The following is an 18,086-nucleotide window of genomic DNA, read 5'->3' as shown; positions in this document are numbered from 1 at the left end:
GGGCGTTCGCGTGAGGATCGACGGCGCGGCCGATTTCGATGCCGCGCGCGCCGCGATCGCGCGGCACGCGCTCGTCCTGCTCGACTACGCGCTCGCGACCACGATGCCGCTCGAGCGCCTGCTCGAGGGTGTCCGCGACGCCGCGTGCCGCATCGTCGTCTCGCTCGCCGATCCGCACGGCGCGGCCTATCTCGCGCGCAAGCATGCGCATTCGCCGGTCGACATCGCGTTCGCACCGCGCGATGCGGCGGCGTTGCGCGGCGTGCTGGCCGCGTGCGGCGAGCTGCGCTCGCGCGAGCCGCTGAAGCTGAAGGCATTCGAGGTGCAGCGCGTCGAGCCGCTCGGCGTCGGGCTGCATGCGGTGATCGACGGCTGTTCGCAGCTCGACGGCGAAGAGTGCGTGCTGGCCGGCGCGAGCGCGACCAGCATGCTGCTCGTCGTCGCGGCCGGCGCCGCGCACCCGCCGGGCCGGCCGCTCGTGTTCGGCATCGACGCCGGCTCGGCCGAATCGTTCGTGTTCTGCGGCGGCGACCGCGCGCGCCAGCTTTCGCTGCTGCGTTCGGGCGAGCGGATCCTGACGGTCGGCGCGGCGGGCGACACGCGCGCGATCGTGGTCGGCCGCGTGCGGATCGAATCCGCGCCGCTCGTCGCGTTGCACACGCGCAGCGCATCCGGCACGAGCACGCGTGTCGTGCTGCGCGGCGACCGCGCGGTGCGGTTCCGGACCGACGGCGGCACGGCCGTCGGGCTCGCCGATGTCGCGCCCGGCGTCCGGCTGGCCGGCTACGAGCCGGGCGCCGGCTGGGTGGATTGCCGGATGCGGGCCGCCGCGTCGCGTTCGGCCGTTGCCGTCAGTCGCTAGTTTCACCCTGTCATTCAACCTGCTTTATCCCCTTCGAAGGAGATTGGCCTTGAAGAAGCTTTCCTGGATTGACCTGCGCAACATCGGCGAGCTCGCGGACGAGATCACCGAGGAAGCGCTGCATGTCGGCGTGTCCGCATTCGTCGTGAAGGATGCGGAGCAGGCCGGGCGGCTGCCGCCGAGCGCGTGCAAGGTCGCGGTCGTCGATCGGCAGCCGGCCGATGCCGCGCTGCTCGAGCAGGTGCAGATCGTCCTCGTGAAGGACGGACTGCCGGTCGATTTCGCGGTGCCGGACGGCGTCGAGCTGGGCGTGTTCATCGAAGTGACGGGCGAGGCGACGCTCACGCGCGCGTGCGAGCTGTCGGTGTCCACGCCGTGGCTGCTCGTCGAATTCCTGCAGGACCCGAGCAAGATCCCGCTCGAGATCCTGCTGGCGGCCGCCGATCGCGCGGCGGGCGAGCTGATCACCGTCGTCGCCGACCTGGAGGATGCCGAAGTGACGCTGAACGTGCTGCAGCGCGGCCCCGAAGGCGTGCTGCTCACGCCGACGCAGGTCGGGCAGGCCACGCAGCTCGTGTCGATCTGCAGTGACACGGTCGAGGATCTGCAGCTCGAGGAAATCGAGATCGTCGGGCTCACGCACCTGGGGCCGGGCGAGCGCGTATGCGTCGACACCTGCTCGCGCTTCGAGCAGGACGAAGGCATCCTCGTGGGCTCGTATTCGACCGGCATGATCCTGATCAGCAGCGAGACGCACCCGCTGCCGTACATGCCGACGCGCCCGTTCCGCGTGAACGCGGCCGCGCTCCATTCGTATGTCGTCGCGCCGGACAACCGCACCCGCTACCTCGCCGAGCTCGAATCGGGCGCGGAGATCCTCGCCGTCAACGTGCAGGGCAAGGCACGCCGCGTCGTGGTCGGGCGCGCGAAGGTCGAGACGCGGCCGCTGCTGCTGATCGAGGCGAAGAATGCCGCGAATCGCGCGATCAACATCATTGCGCAGGACGACTGGCACGTGCGTGTGCTCGGGCCGAAAGGCAGCGTGCACAACATCACGGAGCTCAAGCGCGGCGACCGCATCCTCGGCTATACGCTCGATGCGCAGCGCCATGTCGGCTACCCGATCCGGGAATTCCTGCACGAGCAGTGATCCGCCTGCTTCGTTGACGATGCGATCGCCCGGTGCATCGTGCGCCGGCGCGGTCGAACCCTGTTCAGGAGTGCTTTATGGAAAATGCGGCAAAACAGGTGCTGGATACGCTGTTCGGGCGGTGGCGCAGCCGGATCCTGTATGCGGGCACGCGGCTCGGCGTGTTCGATGCGGTCACGACGGATGCACCGGTTTCGTCGGCCGCGCTCGCGGCGACGCTCGACGTCGACGAACCGCTGCTGTACCGGCTGCTGCGTGCGCTCGCCGCGCTCGGGCTGCTCGACGAGGACACGCGGCGCGGCTTCCGGGCCACCGCGTCGGGGGCGCTGCTGCACGCGGACGCCGCGAGTACGCTGCGCGATTTCGTGCTGTTGCAGGAGGGCTCCGAGCACTACGCGATCTGGGCGCACCTGCCCGACATGGTGCGCGAGGGGCAGCAGAACGGCTTCGTCCGCGAGTTCGGCGCGATGGCGTTCGACTATGCGAAGGATCACGAACGCTACCGAAGCGATTTCAAGCGAGCGATGTCGAGCTTCTCGACCGTGCAGTCGGAACAGGTCGTCGATGCGTTGCGCGACGTTACGTTCGCGCCGGGTACGCACGCGTGCGACATCGGCGGCGGCCAGGGGCACATGCTGTGCAGCCTGCTGCGGCGGTTCGGCGCGCTGACCGGTGTCGTGTTCGACCTGCCGGAGGTGATCGACGGCGACGCGGACGACTGGGCGCAGCGGATGGGCGTGAGCGCGCGCTGCAGCAAGGCGGGCGGCAACATGTTCGACGCGGTGCCGGCCGCCGACGTCTACCTGCTGAAGCTGATCCTGCACGACTGGAACGACGACGAGTGCGTGGCGATCCTCAGGCGGGCACGCGAAAGCGCCCGCGACGGCGCGCGCGTGTTCGTGATCGAGCGGGTCGTGCCGGCGCCGGGCGTCGCGCATTTCTCGAAGCTCTACGACATCCACATGATGTGCTGGGGCAGCGGCCGCGAGCGCACGCGGGACGAATACGACGCGCTGCTCGCCGCCGCCGGCTGGCGGCCCGCGGGGCTGCGCTCCGCGCCGGACGGGCAGATCGACGTGATCGAGGCCGTCGCCGCGTAGCGCGCACCGGGCATACCCGGGCGTACGGGGCCCGTCAGGCGGCGGGCGCCTCGCGCGTCTCGAGCCAGGTCATCTGCGGCTTGAGGATCGCGAGCGTCGCGCGCACCGCCTTGTTCTCGTCGCGCTGTTCGATCGCATCGAGCACCGCCTGGTGCGCCCGCATGTCCGGCTCGGGAATCTCGGCCTCGTCGAGTTCGACGAGGATGTCTTCCACGTTCGCGAGGATCGAGCCCGAGAAATAGCGATACAGCGCTTCGAGTGCGTGATTGTGCGAGGCGGCGGCCACGGCGATGTGAAACGCACGGTCGCGCTCGACGAACTTCTTCACGTCGCGCGACGCTTCGCGCTCGCCGCGCGCCTTCAGCAGCTTGCGCAGCGTCACGAGATCCTCGTCGGTGCGCCGGCGCGCCGCGTAGCGCGCGCATTCCGTTTCGAGCATGCATTGCAGTTCGAGATGGTCGCTGCGCGCGGCACGATCGACGTTGCGCATCGTTTCGGCCGGATCGACGTTGCGGCGCACATAGGTGCCGTCGCCCTGGCGCACTTCGAGCACGCCGGAATACGCGAGCGTACGAACCGCCTCGCGCACCGTGTTGCGCCCGACTTCGAGCTGCTTCGCGAGATCGAGCTCGGTCGGAATGCGCTGGCCGACGCGCCAGATGCCGGAAGTGATATTGGACTTGAGGATCTCGATCGCAGAATCGACGAGGGAGTGTCGGGTGGCCGGGGGCAGGCTTGACATTAAGTGTGTCGCTTGAAACTTGAGGGTGTCGCTATCCTATCATCCGATCATTCATTTGGTCGTTCAGGATAACGACATTCAAACGTGACATTTTTTTAACGTCAGACGAATAAACCTGCGGCCAATCGATGCATGCCGCACATTCGTCGATTGCGTCCACCGGCATTTACCCGCGTCGCGCCGGCGTAAATGATTCGCATTCGCTGTTCAGTCGAGGTCGCCGTTGCAAGAGCGGCCCGTCTCCGTACCCAAGGGCGCGACGTATCCGCCGACGCCCGTCTCCGCTTTCCGGATAACCCGACATGAATCGATCACACATCGGCCGCGATGCGCGGCCTGGATTTCCGTTGCCGTGCGCGGCGTTGCGGCGCGTGCCGGGCTGGGCGGCCGTACTGGCCTGCGCGGCTACGATGCCGATCGCCGCTTCGGCTGCCGCGCAAGATGCGCCGGACGCGGGCGAGCCCGCGGATGCGCCGCTGCTTGCGCCGATCGTCGTCGACGGGCGGCGCGAGACGGGCGTCGGCCCCGTGAACGGCATCGCGGCCGACGTGTCGCGCGCGGGCACCAAGACCGACACGGCGATCGTCGAGGTGCCGCAGGGCCTGTCGGTCGTCACGCGCGAACAGATGGACCGGCAGGATGTGCACAGCGTCGGCGACAGCCTGCGCTACACGCCGGGCACGTACGCGGACTCGCGCCCCGGCGGCGTGCTCGAGAGCGTGTTCCTGCGCGGCTTCGGCGGGTTCGCGGCGGCGGCGATCAATCCGCAGATGCTCGACGGCCTGCCGCTGCCGAAAGGCGTGAACTGGGCCGCGAGCGTCGTCGATCCGTGGACGCTCGAACGCATCGACGTATTGCGCGGCCCGGCGTCGGTGCTGTACGGGCAGGCGAGCCCCGGCGGCATCGTCGACATGGTCAGCAAGCGGCCGACGCGCGACGCGCAGCACCTGCTCGCCGTGCAGACCGGCAATCGCGATCGCGGGCAGCTTGCGTTCGATTTCAGCGGGCCCGTGACGCAGGACGGCACGTGGCGCTACCGGATCGACGGCCTCGCGCGCCGCGCGGACGAGCAGATCGATTACTCGCGGCAGCAGCGGATCGTCGTCGCGCCGTCGCTGACGTGGCAGCCGAACGCCGATACGAGTTTCACGCTGCTGGGTTCGTTCCAGCGCGATCCGCACAACAACTTCGCGGGCTGGCTGCCGGCCCTCGGCACGCTGTGGCCGGACGCGGGCCGGCGGATGCCGACGCGCTTCTATCCGGGGCTGCCCGGCTTCGACACGTACGACCGCACGCAGGCGATGATCGGCTACGCGTTCGAGCATCGTTTCGACTCGACGTGGAAAGTCCGGCAGAACGTGCGCTATACGCATCTCGACGTCGACTTCGCGGGCGCGGCCGTCAATTTCGTCGCGCCTTACCTGGCGCCGGGCGTGCTGAACCGTTCGCTGTCGTGGTCGCGTGAGCACGTGAACCATCTCGCGCTCGACAACCAGGCGGAGATGCGCGTGATGACGGGGCCGGTCGAGCATACGGTGCTGGCCGGGCTGTCGTACGAGCATGCGGTGGCGAACCTCGTCGGATCGGGGTTCGGTGCGGCGCCGCCGCTCGATACGCGTGCGCCCGATTACGGGCAGCCGTTCACGGCGCCGCCGATCGGGCAGCAGACGCGCCAGACACCCGACCGGATCGGCGTCTACCTGCAGGACCAGGTGCGCTGGGATCGCTGGGTCTTCACGCTCGGCGGGCGCGAGGAATGGTCGCGCACGACGACCGACGACCTGCTGCGCTCCGCGAGCGTGCGGCAGAGCACGCGTGCGTTCACCGGGCGCGCGGGTGCCGTTTATCTGTTCGACAGCGGCTTTGCGCCGTACCTGAGCTATTCGACGTCGTTCGAGCCGGCGCTCGGCACGCGCTTCGACGGCCAGCCGTTCACGCCGACGAAGGCGAAGCAGTTCGAGGTCGGGCTGCGCTACCAGTCGCCGGACCGGTTGCAAAACGCGTCGATCGCGGCGTTCGACGTTCGCCAGCGCAATGTGCTGACCGCCGATCCCGAGCATCCGTTCTTCAACGTGCAGACGGGCGAGGTGCGCTCGCGCGGGATCGAGCTGGAAGGGCGGTCGCGCGTCTGGAAGCAACTGGACGTGATCGCCGCGTACACGTATCTCGACACGACGGTGCAGGCCGATACGGACGCGGCCGTCGTCGGCAAGCGCGTGGCGGCGGTGCCGCGCCATCTGGCGTCGCTGTGGCTCGACTACGCGGTCGACCGGCCGGGCCTGCGCGGGCTGAGGGTGGGCGGCGGCATGCGCTACGTCGGGCGCAGCGCGGGCGACAACGTCAATACGTTCGACGTGCCGGCCGTCGTGCTCTTCGATCTCGGGCTGTCGTACGACCTGGGTGTCGAGCGGCCGGCGTGGAAGGGGTGGCGCGTCGCGGCGCACGTGAACAACCTGTTCGACCGGACTTATGTGTCGTCGTGTTTTTCGGCGGGAGGATGCTTCTACGGCACGCGGCTGACGGTGACGGGGGATGTCAGTTACCGGTGGTGATGGCGGGTGACGATCAGGATGCCGGTGCCGGGTGTGCGGCCGGTGCGGGCTGTAAGCATGCGGCCGGCCCGGTTGCGGCGCCGCACGGATACACTGTCGCCTTCGCGGTACGCATCGCCACAGCCTCGCCCGTCATCCCTGGATTCGTGGAGAGATTGCCCATGAGCATCGTCGTTCGCCGAAACTCGATCGCCATCCCCCTGTGCCGGGCGCTGATCCCGGGCGTGTTGATCGCTTCCGTCGCCGGCTGCGCGGCGACGGCGGTCGAAGACACCGCCATTGCCCCCGATCTGCATGAAACCGTCGTCAAGGTGCCGGTCGACGAAGGGGGGAGCACACGCGACATCGTCGCCACGACCTACATGCCGGACGGCCCCGGGCCTTTTCCGCTGATCGTGCTGAGCCACGGCAGCCCGCCCGATCCGCGCGCACGGCCGAAGGTGGGACGCTACCGCGCGTTGCCGCAGATCCGGACGTTCGTGCAGCACGGTTTCGCCGTCATCGTGCCGATCCGTCGCGGGTATGGTGCGACGGGCGGTGTCGACGAAGAGGATGCGGGGTCGTGCCGGCATCCCGATTACCTCGCTGCCGGCCAGCAGGCCGCGCGCGATGTGCTCGCGGCCGTGCGGTATGCGCAGACGTTGCCGCAGGTGGATCGAAGCCGCGTCGTGCTGGTCGGGCAATCGGCGGGCGGCTTCGCGTCGCTGGCGGCGGCGAGCTACGCGCCGCAGGGCGTGGTCGCGGTGGTGAACTTCTCGGGCGGGCGCGGCGGGAATCCCGCGACGCATCCCGGCATGCCGTGCGATCCGCGGCAGATGGCCGACACGATCGGGCATTTCGCGAGCACGACGCGCGTGCCGGTGCTCTGGCATTACGTGCAGAACGACAAGTATTTCGCGCCGGAAGTCGTGGCGACGTGGTTTGCCGCGTTTCAGGCGGCGGGCGGGCACGGGCAGATGATCGTCGAGCCGCCGTTCGGCAAGAACGGCCACGGGATGTTCGCGGTCAAGGAGGCGATCCCGATCTGGTTGCCGCATTTCGAGGCGTTTGTCGGGCCGCTTGTCGCGATGAAGTAGGGGGGATTGGTTTGGGGCGGGGGGGATGGCCGTTGGCGACCCAATGGCGCCGCTCGGAGCAGTTCCGCCTCTACGGCAGCTTTCGAGGTGCAGCGGCCGTTCACGCGGCGACATTCGTCGGCAGATGATCGGCCAAAGCAGAAAAATAATAGAGCAAGCAGGCAAAATAAGGGCACGCATCGACTGATGGCCTGTTATTCCCTATGTCGTTCAAGCGTTTGGCAAACGTAGGGAGTGTATGATTTTGCGGACATGCCTTCAGAATTAAACAGCACATTTACAGCGAGGTGCGGATATGACAATTCTTCGCATAAAAGTCGAAAACGTAAAAGGTGCAAAAATTCGCGATATCGAGGCTGAAATTCTTCCGAACAAGCCATCTTTATTGGTTGCACCTAATGGTTTTGGGAAGAGCTCGATAACAGCAGCGTTCGCGAGTTTAAACCAGGCAAGGCTTAAGCTGGAGGATGACCACCTTCACGAGGCCAGCAAAGCCAATAAGCCGGTGTTAACTATTGAGTTGAAGGACGTCGCGGGTCAAATTAGCGTTCTGACGGCGGATGAGACGAAAAATGACATTTCGAAGGTCTTGGACGTCTATGTGATCAACAGCAGACTCAAAGCCAAAGCTGTGAAAAATAACATTGGCGGGTTCACGACCGCGTCTGCCTCGTTGAAAATAAATGAGATTGTGCTGGTTGATAAGATCCCTCCCACCGTGCATTTTAGTTATGGTATAGCGGAGAATCGAAAGGCATTCGGGAAAAATGGAAAATTTCTTATCGGGATCGATTGTGTTTTAAATAATATTGCCGCAATCGATGCGATTTCCGATGAATTCGCGACGCTGAGCAAATTTTCCGGCGTCAAAATTCAGGAGAAGTTGGAGTGTATCAGAGAGGAGATCAATGCACAGGACGGAGACGCGAGTGCTATTCGCGCTTGGGTCAAAGTTAACTGTGAAGCCAAGATCAACGAAATTTCCTGTTTGAGCCAGATTGCTGATATCGTGACCCATCATGTTCCAGAGATTAAAGAGCGTGTAGACAGTTTGTTTTCTGCGTATCAGCTATGCATCCTCTATGCGAAGGATCCGAAAGATTTTAAGAACGCGTGCACATATGCCCAATACGTTCGGGACAAAGAGGTGTACAGTCAGCTCATATCATCTTTCGACACGACATGGAAGAAAGTCAAGCCGAAAGAGCACAAGGGCGCGTTGATCGTCGACTTTCCTAATGCGTTACATATTTCAAATGGTCAGCGCGACTCATTGACATTCGCGGCAATGATTCAGCGGATCAGGGGGAAGATCGGCAAGCACAACTGCATCCTTATAATTGATGAAATTTTCGACTACCTTGATGACGGAAATCTCACGGCAGCCCAGTATTACATATCAAATCTTATCGACGATATGAAAAAAGATGGGAGGCGGATCTACCCCATCATTTTTACGCATCTAAACCCAATTTATTTCAAGAACTACGCGTTCCAAGATCAGAAGGTGCATTTCATCGACAAACGAAATCCAGTTATCAATGAACACCTGAAGAAATTAATCGTCAACCGCGACAAGGAGTCGATAAAGGCCGGCGTTGAGCGGCATCACTTACACTTCGATCCATCCCAAGTAGACCTCCAAAATGAATTCGCAGATCTTGGATTGAAAGAGAGTTGGGGGAAATCGGAGAAATTCCACGCATTTATTGTTGAAGAGTGGGGGAAATATGACAGAGGTGACGACCAGTATGATCCGTTTGCCGTCTGTTGTTACGTTAGAGTAAAAATCGAAGAAATTTCATACAACAAGATCGTCGATGCTGACTCCAAAGAAAAATTCTTGAATACGAACGGAACGAGAAAAAAACTTGATTTCGCAATTTCTATCGGAATATGCATCCCGGAAGCGGCATTCTTACTGGGTGTTATATACAACGAAGGGTTGCATCTAAAACCACATGTAGATAATTCATCTCCTATCGTCGCAAAGCTCGAAAATTTGGTCATAAGAAAAATGATTTCTGATGCGACTCGATTTTGACGGATTCGCGATCACATGTTGGCCGCTCGCGCTCCACCACTCGTGAGCGGTCGAATCTACAGAACATCGCGGAGGCCCCAAGTGCGCCGCGTCTTACGGTTACGACGAGCGAAAGCCGGGGCGCACACGCATTCATGTCCCGAAAAGCGGTCTTTTGTCAGGTGCGTCGTTCCCAATATCTGACGAGTGTTTTTCAGCCACCATCGGTTTCGCGTTTGGCCACCGTCCGCAATGGCCGTCGAACTCGATCCCGGCACGACGGTTCGTTGTTTGAGCGGAGCGGTCGCCCGAACGATGGGGCCACTGTGGCAGTGAGTGGCGCGTGCTGGCCGAACGCGGCCGGCCGCCGTTCTGTGACGCATGACCGGCGCAGATCGACCCGAAGCGGCCACGCATAGATCTCCAAAGCGGTCGTTTAGCATGCGCTCGCCTGAAAAATACCACTGTCGACGTGGCGAAGTACGCCAATCCCAACTCCGTTAGCACCGAGCGGTTGACTGGACCGAACACCGGGCTGGACCGTCGCAAGCTTGTTGCCGGCGCCCGCGTTGCGCTGGCCGGCGGTCGCATCGAGGGTCACGTTCGCGGCCTCTACTGGATGCGAAATGAGCACGAGGTGACTTTTCTTGACCTCGACTGTCTTCGCGCGCGTGCAGCTTGCCATGAAGCGCACGGGATCCGAATGGGTGGTGCGATCTTCTTTCGATACCATGAGCCGGCTTCGATCACTCCACCGATGTCAGATCAATATCAAGCCGATATCATTCGGATTGCATATCTATTGTCGTATTCGCACGCCAACGGAAGCGTCTCTTCTTGCCCGTTCTCTAGATTTTCATCGAACGAGTACCCTGCGGTTTCCTGCGAAGATAAAGCGCTTGAGCGATCAGCCCGAGAACGAGCGCGACGAGGAGCGCGGCTTGGGCACCGAGAAGCAGTGGCGACCTCGTATCGCTGACCAGCGGATGTCCGTCGGGCACACGCTTCAGCGTTTCGGTAACCGTGGGAACCATCAACACGAATGCGGTCAACGTCAGACAGAAGGTTTCCAGGTAGATACCGGCTCGACCGGGCAGAGGCAGATACGCAACGCCATATCCGGCCAGTAACAGCACGACGGCTCCGACTCCGATGACGTAGCTGATACCTTGATGCGCTATGACGAACACGGTCAGGGAACCAATCAACATGGTAACGAAGTACACCCTCCCGGCAACTGAGCGCGGAACGATCCTGCCGTAACGCGCGAACATGTACACGGCCATGGGGATCGCGGGTAGACTGCCGAGAGTGTGTATCCAGCCGAGCGGCGAAATTCCAAACATGGTTTCAATCCTTGCCTTGCGTGATTTCGTTGGTGGTCGACGCTTACTTTAGGCTCACGAAACCCGAATTGACATGACTGAACCTGGGAAAAACTTGACCATTTTTCCGGATCGGGCGCTTGCTGGTCTGGCTAACGGTGATCTCCTGTCTCAGGTTCTTGCGCGTATGCGCATGACAGGCGACCGCATCTTTTCGTCGATGCTGTTGCCATTCGCGCAGTTGGACATGTCTGCGCGGGCGGCGCACGCGTACGCAGTCATGGAAGGCGTGGTGAAAATTGCCGGCGATGACGCAGACGCTTCCGAGATTCGGTCCGGCGAACTGCTCTTGTTGCCGCGCGGACCTGGCAGCCTGCGCATTTCCGCCCTGGACCAACCGGCGAACGTCGTCGTCTGCCACTTCTGGTTTGATCCGGCGAGCCAGCCGGATCTGCTTCTGACGTTACCCGTCATGATCCACCTTCGCCAGGCGGAAACATGCGACTGGCTGCCGAACATCATGCAGTTTCTTCTGCATGAGGCGGACAATGACGAGGCGGGATCCGCCTTGATGGTCTCTCGCATGATTGATCTCGTGGTGGTGCGTGCGTTGCGTGCCTGGGTTCATCATGGTCATGCATCGAACTGGTTGGGCGGATTGGCGGACAAGCGTATTGCCCGCGCTTTGAAGGCAATCCATGAGCAGTCGCCACGTGGTTTGACGATCGATGGTCTCGCTGCCGTCGCGAGCATGTCCCGCTCCAACTTTTGCGAACGTTTCAATGCGCTCGTTGGCAAGTCGCCGTTGCGTTACCGCAATGAATGGCGCTTGAGCGTCGCCCGCGACATGCTGGCGAAAGGTGACGCGCGCGTGGGCGAGGTTGGACGGTCGGTGGGTTACGAGTCGGAAGCTGCTTTCAGTCGTGCCTACAAGGCCTACTTCGGCCATGCCCCTCGAGAAGCGAAGCCATCCATCACGCCCGCTGAATGACGGCGCTGCCCGCGACGCCATGAACGATACCGCCGCGAGGATGCAAAACAGCCGACGCGTGCCTGATTGTCGCGGACGCCACAAACGGAGCGCTTCAGCCAACCGCATCGGGACATTGAGCGAGGCAACTTTCGAAAGCCCGGCCCAATGTCGGCCGGGGTTTTAAAAGGCACTCTTTATAACGCCCCCGTCGGCTCGCAACGCGGCTCCCGTTGTGGCCGCCGAAAGCGGACTGGCGATATAGGCCACGAGCGACGCAACCTCCTGCGGCGAACCAAATCGCTTGATGAGTGACGTGGGGCGGACTTTCTCGAAGAACTCCTGTTCGAACGCTTCAAACGATTTGCCCTCGGCGCTTGCAAGCGCCTCCACGAACTCGCCCACGCCACGCGATTTCGTCGGCCCCGGCAGCACGCTATTGACTGTAATTCCAGTGCCGGCAACGGCTTCGGCGAGCCCGCGCGACACGGCAATCTGCGCGGCTTTCGTCATCCCGTAGTGGATCATTTCGGCAGGAATCTGCACGCCGCTTTCGCTCGAAATGAAAATGATGCGCCCCCAGTTTGCACGCTTCATCGCGGGCAGAAACAGGCGAGCGAGGCGTACACCGCTCAACACATTGACGTCGAAGAAACGCGACCAGTCGGCGTCGGGGATCTCCTCAAATGGCTTGGGCTCGAAGATGCCCAGGTTGTTGACCAGGATTTCCACGTCCGGATAACGCGTTGCCAGTTCGTCAGCCGCCGCGGCTGTGGCGAGATCGCCCGCAAAACCCGTTACGTCGCTGCCCGTCTCGGCTTTCAGTTGCGCGACCACGTCATCCACTGATGACTGGGAGCGGCCATTCACGATCACGCGCGCGCCTTCCTGCGCCAACGTCCTGGCGATAGCGAAGCCAATGCCGGCGGTGCTGCCGCTGACCAATGCGAGTTTGCCTTGCAGATTCAGGTCCATGAGTCATTTCCTTTGCATGAGTGAGGTAGAACTGGCGGCATCGGCAGGTAGAAGCCGGATGCCGACAAAGAGGGATCAGGTCCGGGTAATGGACGCGCCACCGTCAACGAGTGATGCCGTACCGGTCACGAATGACGAATCGTCGGAAGCGAGATACAGCACCGACCGGGCAAGCTCTTCCGGCTTTGCAACGCGCTTGAGCGCATGCAGGCCCGTGACGAACGCCTGCGATTCATGGGTGTCGTTCATGCCGCGATACATGTCCGTGTCGACAGCGCCCGGCAACACCGCGTTCACGCGCACGCCTTGCGCGCCATACTCGGCAGCAAGTGCCTGCGTCAAGCCGATCAGGCCCGCCTTGCTCGCCGCATAGGCCGCGGTGCCGGGAAACGCGAACGAGTAACCGACGAACGTCGACGTGAAGATGATCGATCCACCGCCTTGCTTCACCATTTCCGGAATCTGGTGTTTCGCGCCAAGGAAGGCGCTCGTCAGATTGGTCGACAGCGCGGCATTCCAGCCTGCTTCGGAAATACCGGTGCTCGGCCCCATCTCGCCGAGCGTACCGGCATTGTTGTAGGCAATGTCCAGGCGGCCGAACCGGCTCACCGCGAGCGCGACCAGCGCCTTCGAAAAGTCTTCCGATTGCACGTCACCCGCCAGGTATGCGGCTTCGCCGCCTTCGCTGACGATCTCCGCGGCAAGTGTTTCGAGTTCCGCCACGCGCCGCGCCGCGATGACCACCTTGGCGCCTTCCTTTGCGAACAGCTTTGCCGTAGCACGCCCAATCCCTGCGCTGGCGCCCGTGACGATGGCGACTTTTCCTTTCAAGCGTTGCATTTTCAATCTCCTGATGCACTTCGTCGGCCAGTGCCCCATGCATTGGCGCGTTGAAAGCAATATAGGCTTCAGTTATGAATGTAGAAAGATCTAAAATGTGCTTCTATCATTCAGTTTTTGTGAATGAATCGAGGAACTGATGGATCGTCTGCGCGCCTTCGAGGTTTTCGTGACGGTGGTGAGCCGTGGGGGCTTCGCGCGCGCCGCGGATGCGCTCGGCACGTCGCCCGCCAATGTCACACGCTATGTGAATGAACTGGAGGCGCATCTGGGCACGCGCTTGCTGAATCGCTCGTCGCGTACGCTTTCTCTTACCGAGGGCGGTGAGGCGCTTTACGCCCGTTGCAAGTCGATCCTCGACGATGTCGCCGAGACGGAGGGGCTGGTCTCGTCGGCGTCGGTCGAGCCGCGCGGGCGGCTGCGCATCAATGCACCCGTGAGCTTCGGTATTTTGTATCTGGCACCGTTGTGGCCCGAGTTCATGCGGAAATACCCGGGAGTCGAACTCGACGTTGGACTGATTGACCGCGTCGTCGATATCGTGGACGAAGGCTACGATCTCGCCATTCGCATCTCACGTGCCGGTTCGACCAGTCATGCGGCCCGCAAGTTGGCGACGTCGCAAAACATTCTGTGCGCATCGCCGGCCTATCTGGCTCGCTTCGGCGTTCCGGCAGCCCCGGCGGAGCTGGGCGGGCACAGCTGTATCGGCTACACGTATGCGTCCACCGGCGACGACTGGCAACTGATCGACGAGCGCGGCAAGCTTCACTCGGTGAAGGTGGACTGTCACATGCATACCAACAACGGCGATACGGCGCGTGCAGCGGCCCTTGCCGGACACGGCGTGATCCAGCAGCCCACTTTCCTGATCGGCAAGGATCTCGCCGAGGGCAGGCTCGTGCATGTGTTGCCCCGGTACCGCTTGCCGGATATCGACATTCTCGCGCTGTATCCGAGCCGTCGGCACCTGAGCGCCAGAGTGCGCGTCATGATCGATTTCCTGGTCGACGCGTTCAGTGGCGTGCCTCCCTGGGACCGGAACGACGGAAATTGGTCAGGTGCCGCGCCGGCGACGGATTGAAAGTGTATCCGCGTCCAGTACATGCGCCAGCCATGTTCGGACGTTCGGGTTCAGGGAGTGCGCGATCGTTCTGCACCTTGGCGCACAGACATTCGGACGGCGGCTCCGGGCAGCCTTTGACTACTGCCCGCGACTATCTGGAGTGCCATCGCCCGAGGATACGGAATTCGCGCGAAAGCCGTCTCCTCGGCGCTTGGACGTTCGAATGTCCAGGCGATGCAGCCGGCCGATGCCTGCGGCTGGCCGGCCCCGGTCGAATGGCATCGGGGTGGTGTCGGACGGGTTGATGCCGACCCGAAGGGGACCTTCAGATTTGCCGAAAGCTGCCGTTCACATTGCTTATAGGCCGCTCCGGCGTATGAGATCGGTCGAGGCGATCATTCAACACTCTGACTCACTGGAGCGAGTCAGAGTTATCTTAGAGTGGGAATCCTCTTGAAAACAATCGTAAAGCGCTTCCTGTTCGCGCTGATCGCCCTGATGGCTTGCGTTCGCGGTGGAGTTGCGTTGGCAGAAACCTCGTCCGGCCAGACCTTTTCTCCTGATGCAAAAATCCAGAAAATCGCGGAAGCCTACTCGCTAGACGCCGTTGACTTCTCCGCGAAACAGTTTGGAATAAAACTCGACTGGTCGGACGCGAGTATTGCAAGTGTCGAAAAGATCTTGGCGCAAATGAGTTCATCCTACGTCAGCACTAGTCCCAAGCCAACGGACGAGCAAGTCATGTCATTTGCGAAAGTCTATGGAAGTTACGTCGGAGAGGTGTATCGTCGCAATCATGGTGGCGAATGGGGTTTGGTCACCCTCGGCGAAAGCCGATTCCCGGGTTTGCGAACTACCACAGGTTCCAGCTTCTGGCCATGGGGACGGGTATTCAATCGGATCACCAAGGGGACGGAGGACAATATCGCCGACTACTACGCGGCCCTATTGAAGAAAAGTTAGACGCAGGCAATCCTCAACGTCCACGACTCATCGAGGTTCCAGCTACGATTGGCCGTCGGTTGCTGTCCTTGAAAAGATGGCTCCGACTCCATCCGCGCTCTCGACAAGCACTTCCCTAGGAGCATCCTCAGCCTCAAGCGCGATAATTTGATCCGCGTGAGGGCGTTGACGCACCATGGGCGTCTCAATAAGTTCTGGACGATCGAGCAATAGATGGTCCGAGGCATCTCTGATGACATGTTCCCGAGCATAAAGCCGCATAGTCCATGTGTTGGAACCCGCTTGAAACGACAGACGTGCGGGTCCGACATAGACGCCATGACCGTCGACGAACCGTTGCACCGCTTGAAGTGCGTCGTCACGCTCGGTAAGAGCCCTTGACCGAGATTGTTGAGACGGATTTAGAAGACAAAAGGCCAGTGAATTCAGCCCCAGGAGAAAGAATACGCTGATGAAGTGCGCGCGTTGCACCGCAAAATGTGCAGGGTTGTAAGGCAGTAGATATGCCGGCGGTGATTTCAACGGCCCAACCAATTCAGGGAGGCGACCATAGGCCGAAATCAAGCCAGTCCCAGTCGATCGAGACAGGGTGGCCGCAATGACCCGTCCCTCCGTTGCGGTCCCGCCAAACGCAAGTGGAATATGCGCATTCGCTAGTATCTGCTTACGCCACTCGCCCTTCACTCGATCCATGACTGACCAAAAGCTCGACGCAGAGCCTTTAGCGTCCACCAAGCAGACGTCCAAACTCGACGCATAAACGAAGTCAGGATGTGCCTTCGTAGACTCGCTGTTGCTGCAGTCTTCCCAATGACCGAACCACGGATATCCTCGAGATTGCATTTCTAGGAACGTCAACGCCGCACCCACGGTACCCTTTACGGTCGACCCGACGAAATCCTTCAAATACCTCGCATTCTCGTGATAAAACAGGTCTCCAAATGCTGGCCCGTAAACCGCCCTAGGTCGCCATTTCGACAAATAGGACAGTGCTGATACTGCCAAAGCACCTCCCGCGAGATGCCCCCTCAATCCAAGCCTTGGCCCAGTGATGGATGCGCGCATCGCGGCGTATACGAACTCAAGAGGCGATATCACTTGGCTTGGACCGAATGGCGTGCTGCTATCCCCCCAATTGATCCGACTTGTGATGCTCTTCACCTCGATATGCTGAAATCGATAGATCTCGGCGTTTCCGTTAAACCACATGAGCTTATTCCTTTTAAGTTAAAGACGGCAAAGAGGTAGCTCAAGTGATAGGCCACCGGAATCCTCGTTAGCGCTTTGCTAATTGTTCAATTGCGGGAATAACTACTGTGACTGCGAGAGTAACATTCACTTGAGGGGTATCGCACGCAGCGAACGCCAAGCTCCCTCTACCTAACGACAAGCTGGCGTGAAACTTGAAAAATCAATCGGATGTGCGCTTGAATCTTTTTTCGTGCTCTGCTCTGGCGAATCCCGGGAGTTTGGCGTTTTCCTCTCTGCCCACCAAATCCCGGTCTAACAAAGAAACCACATCCAACAAGGTGGCGGCACGACGACGGCCGTATTTCAATGGAACCGCGTGGTTACTCCTCATTGAGAGGCTCTTGGCCGGGGACGGTTGGCATATGGCGGGACGGAGTGCTCCCGCCACCCGCCATCCGAATCCGGCCCCCCGATCACCCCGTCCAACCAGCCGCCAGCTCGTCATTCCCGCCCAAACCCGACCCCGCCCAAACCCGCACCCAGCCTGCCGCTTCCGCCCCCGCCACCTCATCCCGTGGCCGATTTTGTCACCAGGTGGGCCGAATATGACAATGGAAACCGGCTCGCACGGCATTAGGATGGGTCACCTCGCCGCCCGGAGCTGGCCGGTTTTGCCGTATCGGCCCCGTGGCGCGCCTCATTCACCGCCTGATTTGGAACATCGACCATGAGCTATAACGCCCCCGTCAAGGACATGCTGTTCGTGCTGAAGGAACTCGCGGGCATCGACACCGTTGCGCAACTGCCGGGTTTCGAGGACGCCGGTTACGACACGGCGCAGGCCGTGCTCGACGAGTCCGCGAAATTCTGCGGCGAGGTGCTGGCGCCGCTGAACGTCGAAGGCGACCGCAATCCGAGCAGCTGGAAGGATGGTGTCGTGACCGCGACGCCGGGCTTCGGCGAAGCGTTCCGCCAGTTCGTCGAAGGCGGCTGGCAGGGGCTGCAGCACCCGTCCGAATACGACGGCCAGGGGCTGCCGAAGCTGATCGCGACGCCGTGCATCGAGATGCTGAACGCGTCGAATCTGTCGTTCGCGCTGTGTCCGCTGCTGACCGACGGCGCAATCGAGGCGCTGCTGACGGCCGGCACCGACGAGCAGAAGCAGCGCTACGTGCCGAAGCTGATCTCGGGCGAATGGACCGGCACGATGAACCTGACCGAGCCGCAGGCGGGCTCGGATCTTGCGCTGGT

The 18,086-nt window shown here is 61.7% G+C and carries 16 protein-coding genes; 10 read left to right on the top strand and 6 right to left on the bottom strand.

Annotation, left to right across the window (positions count from 1 at the left end; translation table 11 throughout):
• From ABY44_RS26750 to ABY44_RS26740, 3 genes are all read left to right on the top strand, one after another.
• Positions 1-862: 3-dehydroquinate synthase II (locus tag ABY44_RS26750; protein ID WP_431642677.1), on the top strand; the 862-nt coding region annotated here is incomplete at its 5' end.
• A gap of 49 nt (positions 863-911) precedes the next feature.
• A complete protein-coding gene (locus ABY44_RS26745) occupies positions 912-2,012 on the top strand; it encodes a 3-dehydroquinate synthase II family protein (protein ID WP_021164176.1) in 1,101 nt (366 codons plus the stop codon).
• A gap of 77 nt (positions 2,013-2,089) precedes the next feature.
• The gene (locus tag ABY44_RS26740; protein ID WP_060172855.1) at positions 2,090-3,112 is read left to right on the top strand and encodes a methyltransferase; all 1,023 of its coding nucleotides are present in this window, start codon (positions 2,090-2,092) and stop codon (positions 3,110-3,112) included.
• Positions 3,113-3,146: 34 nt separating this feature from the next.
• Here ABY44_RS26740 and ABY44_RS26735 read toward each other — a convergent pair whose 3' ends face one another.
• A complete protein-coding gene (locus ABY44_RS26735; protein WP_021164174.1) occupies positions 3,147-3,854 on the bottom strand; it encodes a FadR/GntR family transcriptional regulator in 708 nt (235 codons plus the stop codon).
• Between the two features lie 302 nt (positions 3,855-4,156).
• On the opposite strand from ABY44_RS26735, the gene ABY44_RS26730 reads away from it, so the two are divergent.
• The 3 genes from ABY44_RS26730 to ABY44_RS26720 all read left to right on the top strand — a co-directional run bounded on the left by ABY44_RS26730 (position 4,157) and on the right by ABY44_RS26720 (position 9,526).
• Complete coding sequence (locus ABY44_RS26730) at positions 4,157-6,406, top strand: TonB-dependent siderophore receptor (protein WP_230942758.1); 2,250 nt, start codon at positions 4,157-4,159, stop codon at positions 6,404-6,406.
• A 161-nt stretch (positions 6,407-6,567) separates the two neighbouring features.
• Complete coding sequence (locus ABY44_RS26725) at positions 6,568-7,482, top strand: alpha/beta hydrolase family protein (RefSeq protein WP_060172856.1); 915 nt, start codon at positions 6,568-6,570, stop codon at positions 7,480-7,482.
• 295 nt (positions 7,483-7,777) lie between these two features.
• Positions 7,778-9,526 (top strand): hypothetical protein, encoded by a 1,749-nt coding sequence (locus ABY44_RS26720; protein ID WP_431642673.1) that lies wholly within the window; start codon positions 7,778-7,780, stop codon positions 9,524-9,526.
• Between the two features lie 415 nt (positions 9,527-9,941).
• On the opposite strand, the gene ABY44_RS26715 is transcribed toward ABY44_RS26720, so the two are convergent.
• Positions 9,942-10,238, bottom strand: coding sequence for a hypothetical protein (locus ABY44_RS26715; RefSeq protein ID WP_060172858.1), 297 nt, complete (start codon positions 10,236-10,238; stop codon positions 9,942-9,944).
• Positions 10,239-10,353: 115 nt separating this feature from the next.
• A complete protein-coding gene (locus tag ABY44_RS26710; protein ID WP_060172859.1) occupies positions 10,354-10,851 on the bottom strand; it encodes a hypothetical protein in 498 nt (165 codons plus the stop codon).
• Between the two features lie 73 nt (positions 10,852-10,924).
• Here ABY44_RS26710 and ABY44_RS26705 point away from each other — a divergent pair, with 73 nt between their 5' ends.
• Positions 10,925-11,821 carry a helix-turn-helix transcriptional regulator gene (locus ABY44_RS26705; protein WP_060172860.1) on the top strand — a complete coding sequence of 299 codons (897 nt, stop codon included), beginning with the start codon at positions 10,925-10,927 and terminating at the stop codon, positions 11,819-11,821.
• A 162-nt stretch (positions 11,822-11,983) separates the two neighbouring features.
• On the opposite strand, the gene ABY44_RS26700 is transcribed toward ABY44_RS26705, so the two are convergent.
• Positions 11,984-12,775, bottom strand: coding sequence for an SDR family NAD(P)-dependent oxidoreductase (locus ABY44_RS26700; protein ID WP_059696714.1), 792 nt, complete (start codon positions 12,773-12,775; stop codon positions 11,984-11,986).
• A 75-nt stretch (positions 12,776-12,850) separates the two neighbouring features.
• Positions 12,851-13,615: an SDR family oxidoreductase gene (locus ABY44_RS26695; RefSeq protein WP_060172861.1), complete on the bottom strand. Its 765-nt coding sequence runs from the start codon at positions 13,613-13,615 to the stop codon at positions 12,851-12,853.
• A 139-nt stretch (positions 13,616-13,754) separates the two neighbouring features.
• Here ABY44_RS26695 and ABY44_RS26690 point away from each other — a divergent pair, with 139 nt between their 5' ends.
• Together ABY44_RS26690 and ABY44_RS26685 are read left to right on the top strand one after the other, a co-directional pair.
• Positions 13,755-14,699: a LysR family transcriptional regulator gene (locus ABY44_RS26690; protein WP_060172862.1), complete on the top strand. Its 945-nt coding sequence runs from the start codon at positions 13,755-13,757 to the stop codon at positions 14,697-14,699.
• A gap of 435 nt (positions 14,700-15,134) precedes the next feature.
• Entirely contained in the window at positions 15,135-15,644 is a 510-nt protein-coding gene (locus tag ABY44_RS26685; RefSeq protein ID WP_060180844.1) for a hypothetical protein, read from the top strand.
• Positions 15,645-15,686: 42 nt separating this feature from the next.
• Here the strand turns inward: ABY44_RS26685 and ABY44_RS26680 are convergent, their stop codons facing one another.
• On the bottom strand, positions 15,687-16,853 hold the full coding sequence (locus tag ABY44_RS26680; RefSeq protein WP_155637921.1) for a hypothetical protein: 1,167 nt from the start codon (positions 16,851-16,853) through the stop codon (positions 15,687-15,689).
• 709 nt (positions 16,854-17,562) lie between these two features.
• On the opposite strand from ABY44_RS26680, the gene ABY44_RS26675 reads away from it, so the two are divergent.
• Positions 17,563-18,086: acyl-CoA dehydrogenase family protein (locus ABY44_RS26675; RefSeq protein WP_431642670.1), on the top strand; the 524-nt coding region annotated here is incomplete at its 3' end.

This window comes from Burkholderia sp. ZZQ-2 (genome assembly GCF_050768715.1).
In the GTDB taxonomy this organism is placed as follows: Bacteria; Pseudomonadota; Gammaproteobacteria; order Burkholderiales; family Burkholderiaceae; genus Burkholderia; species Burkholderia cepacia.
The sequence above is the reverse complement of the archived record's forward strand: the minus strand, read 5'-3'. Positions and strand labels throughout refer to the sequence as shown.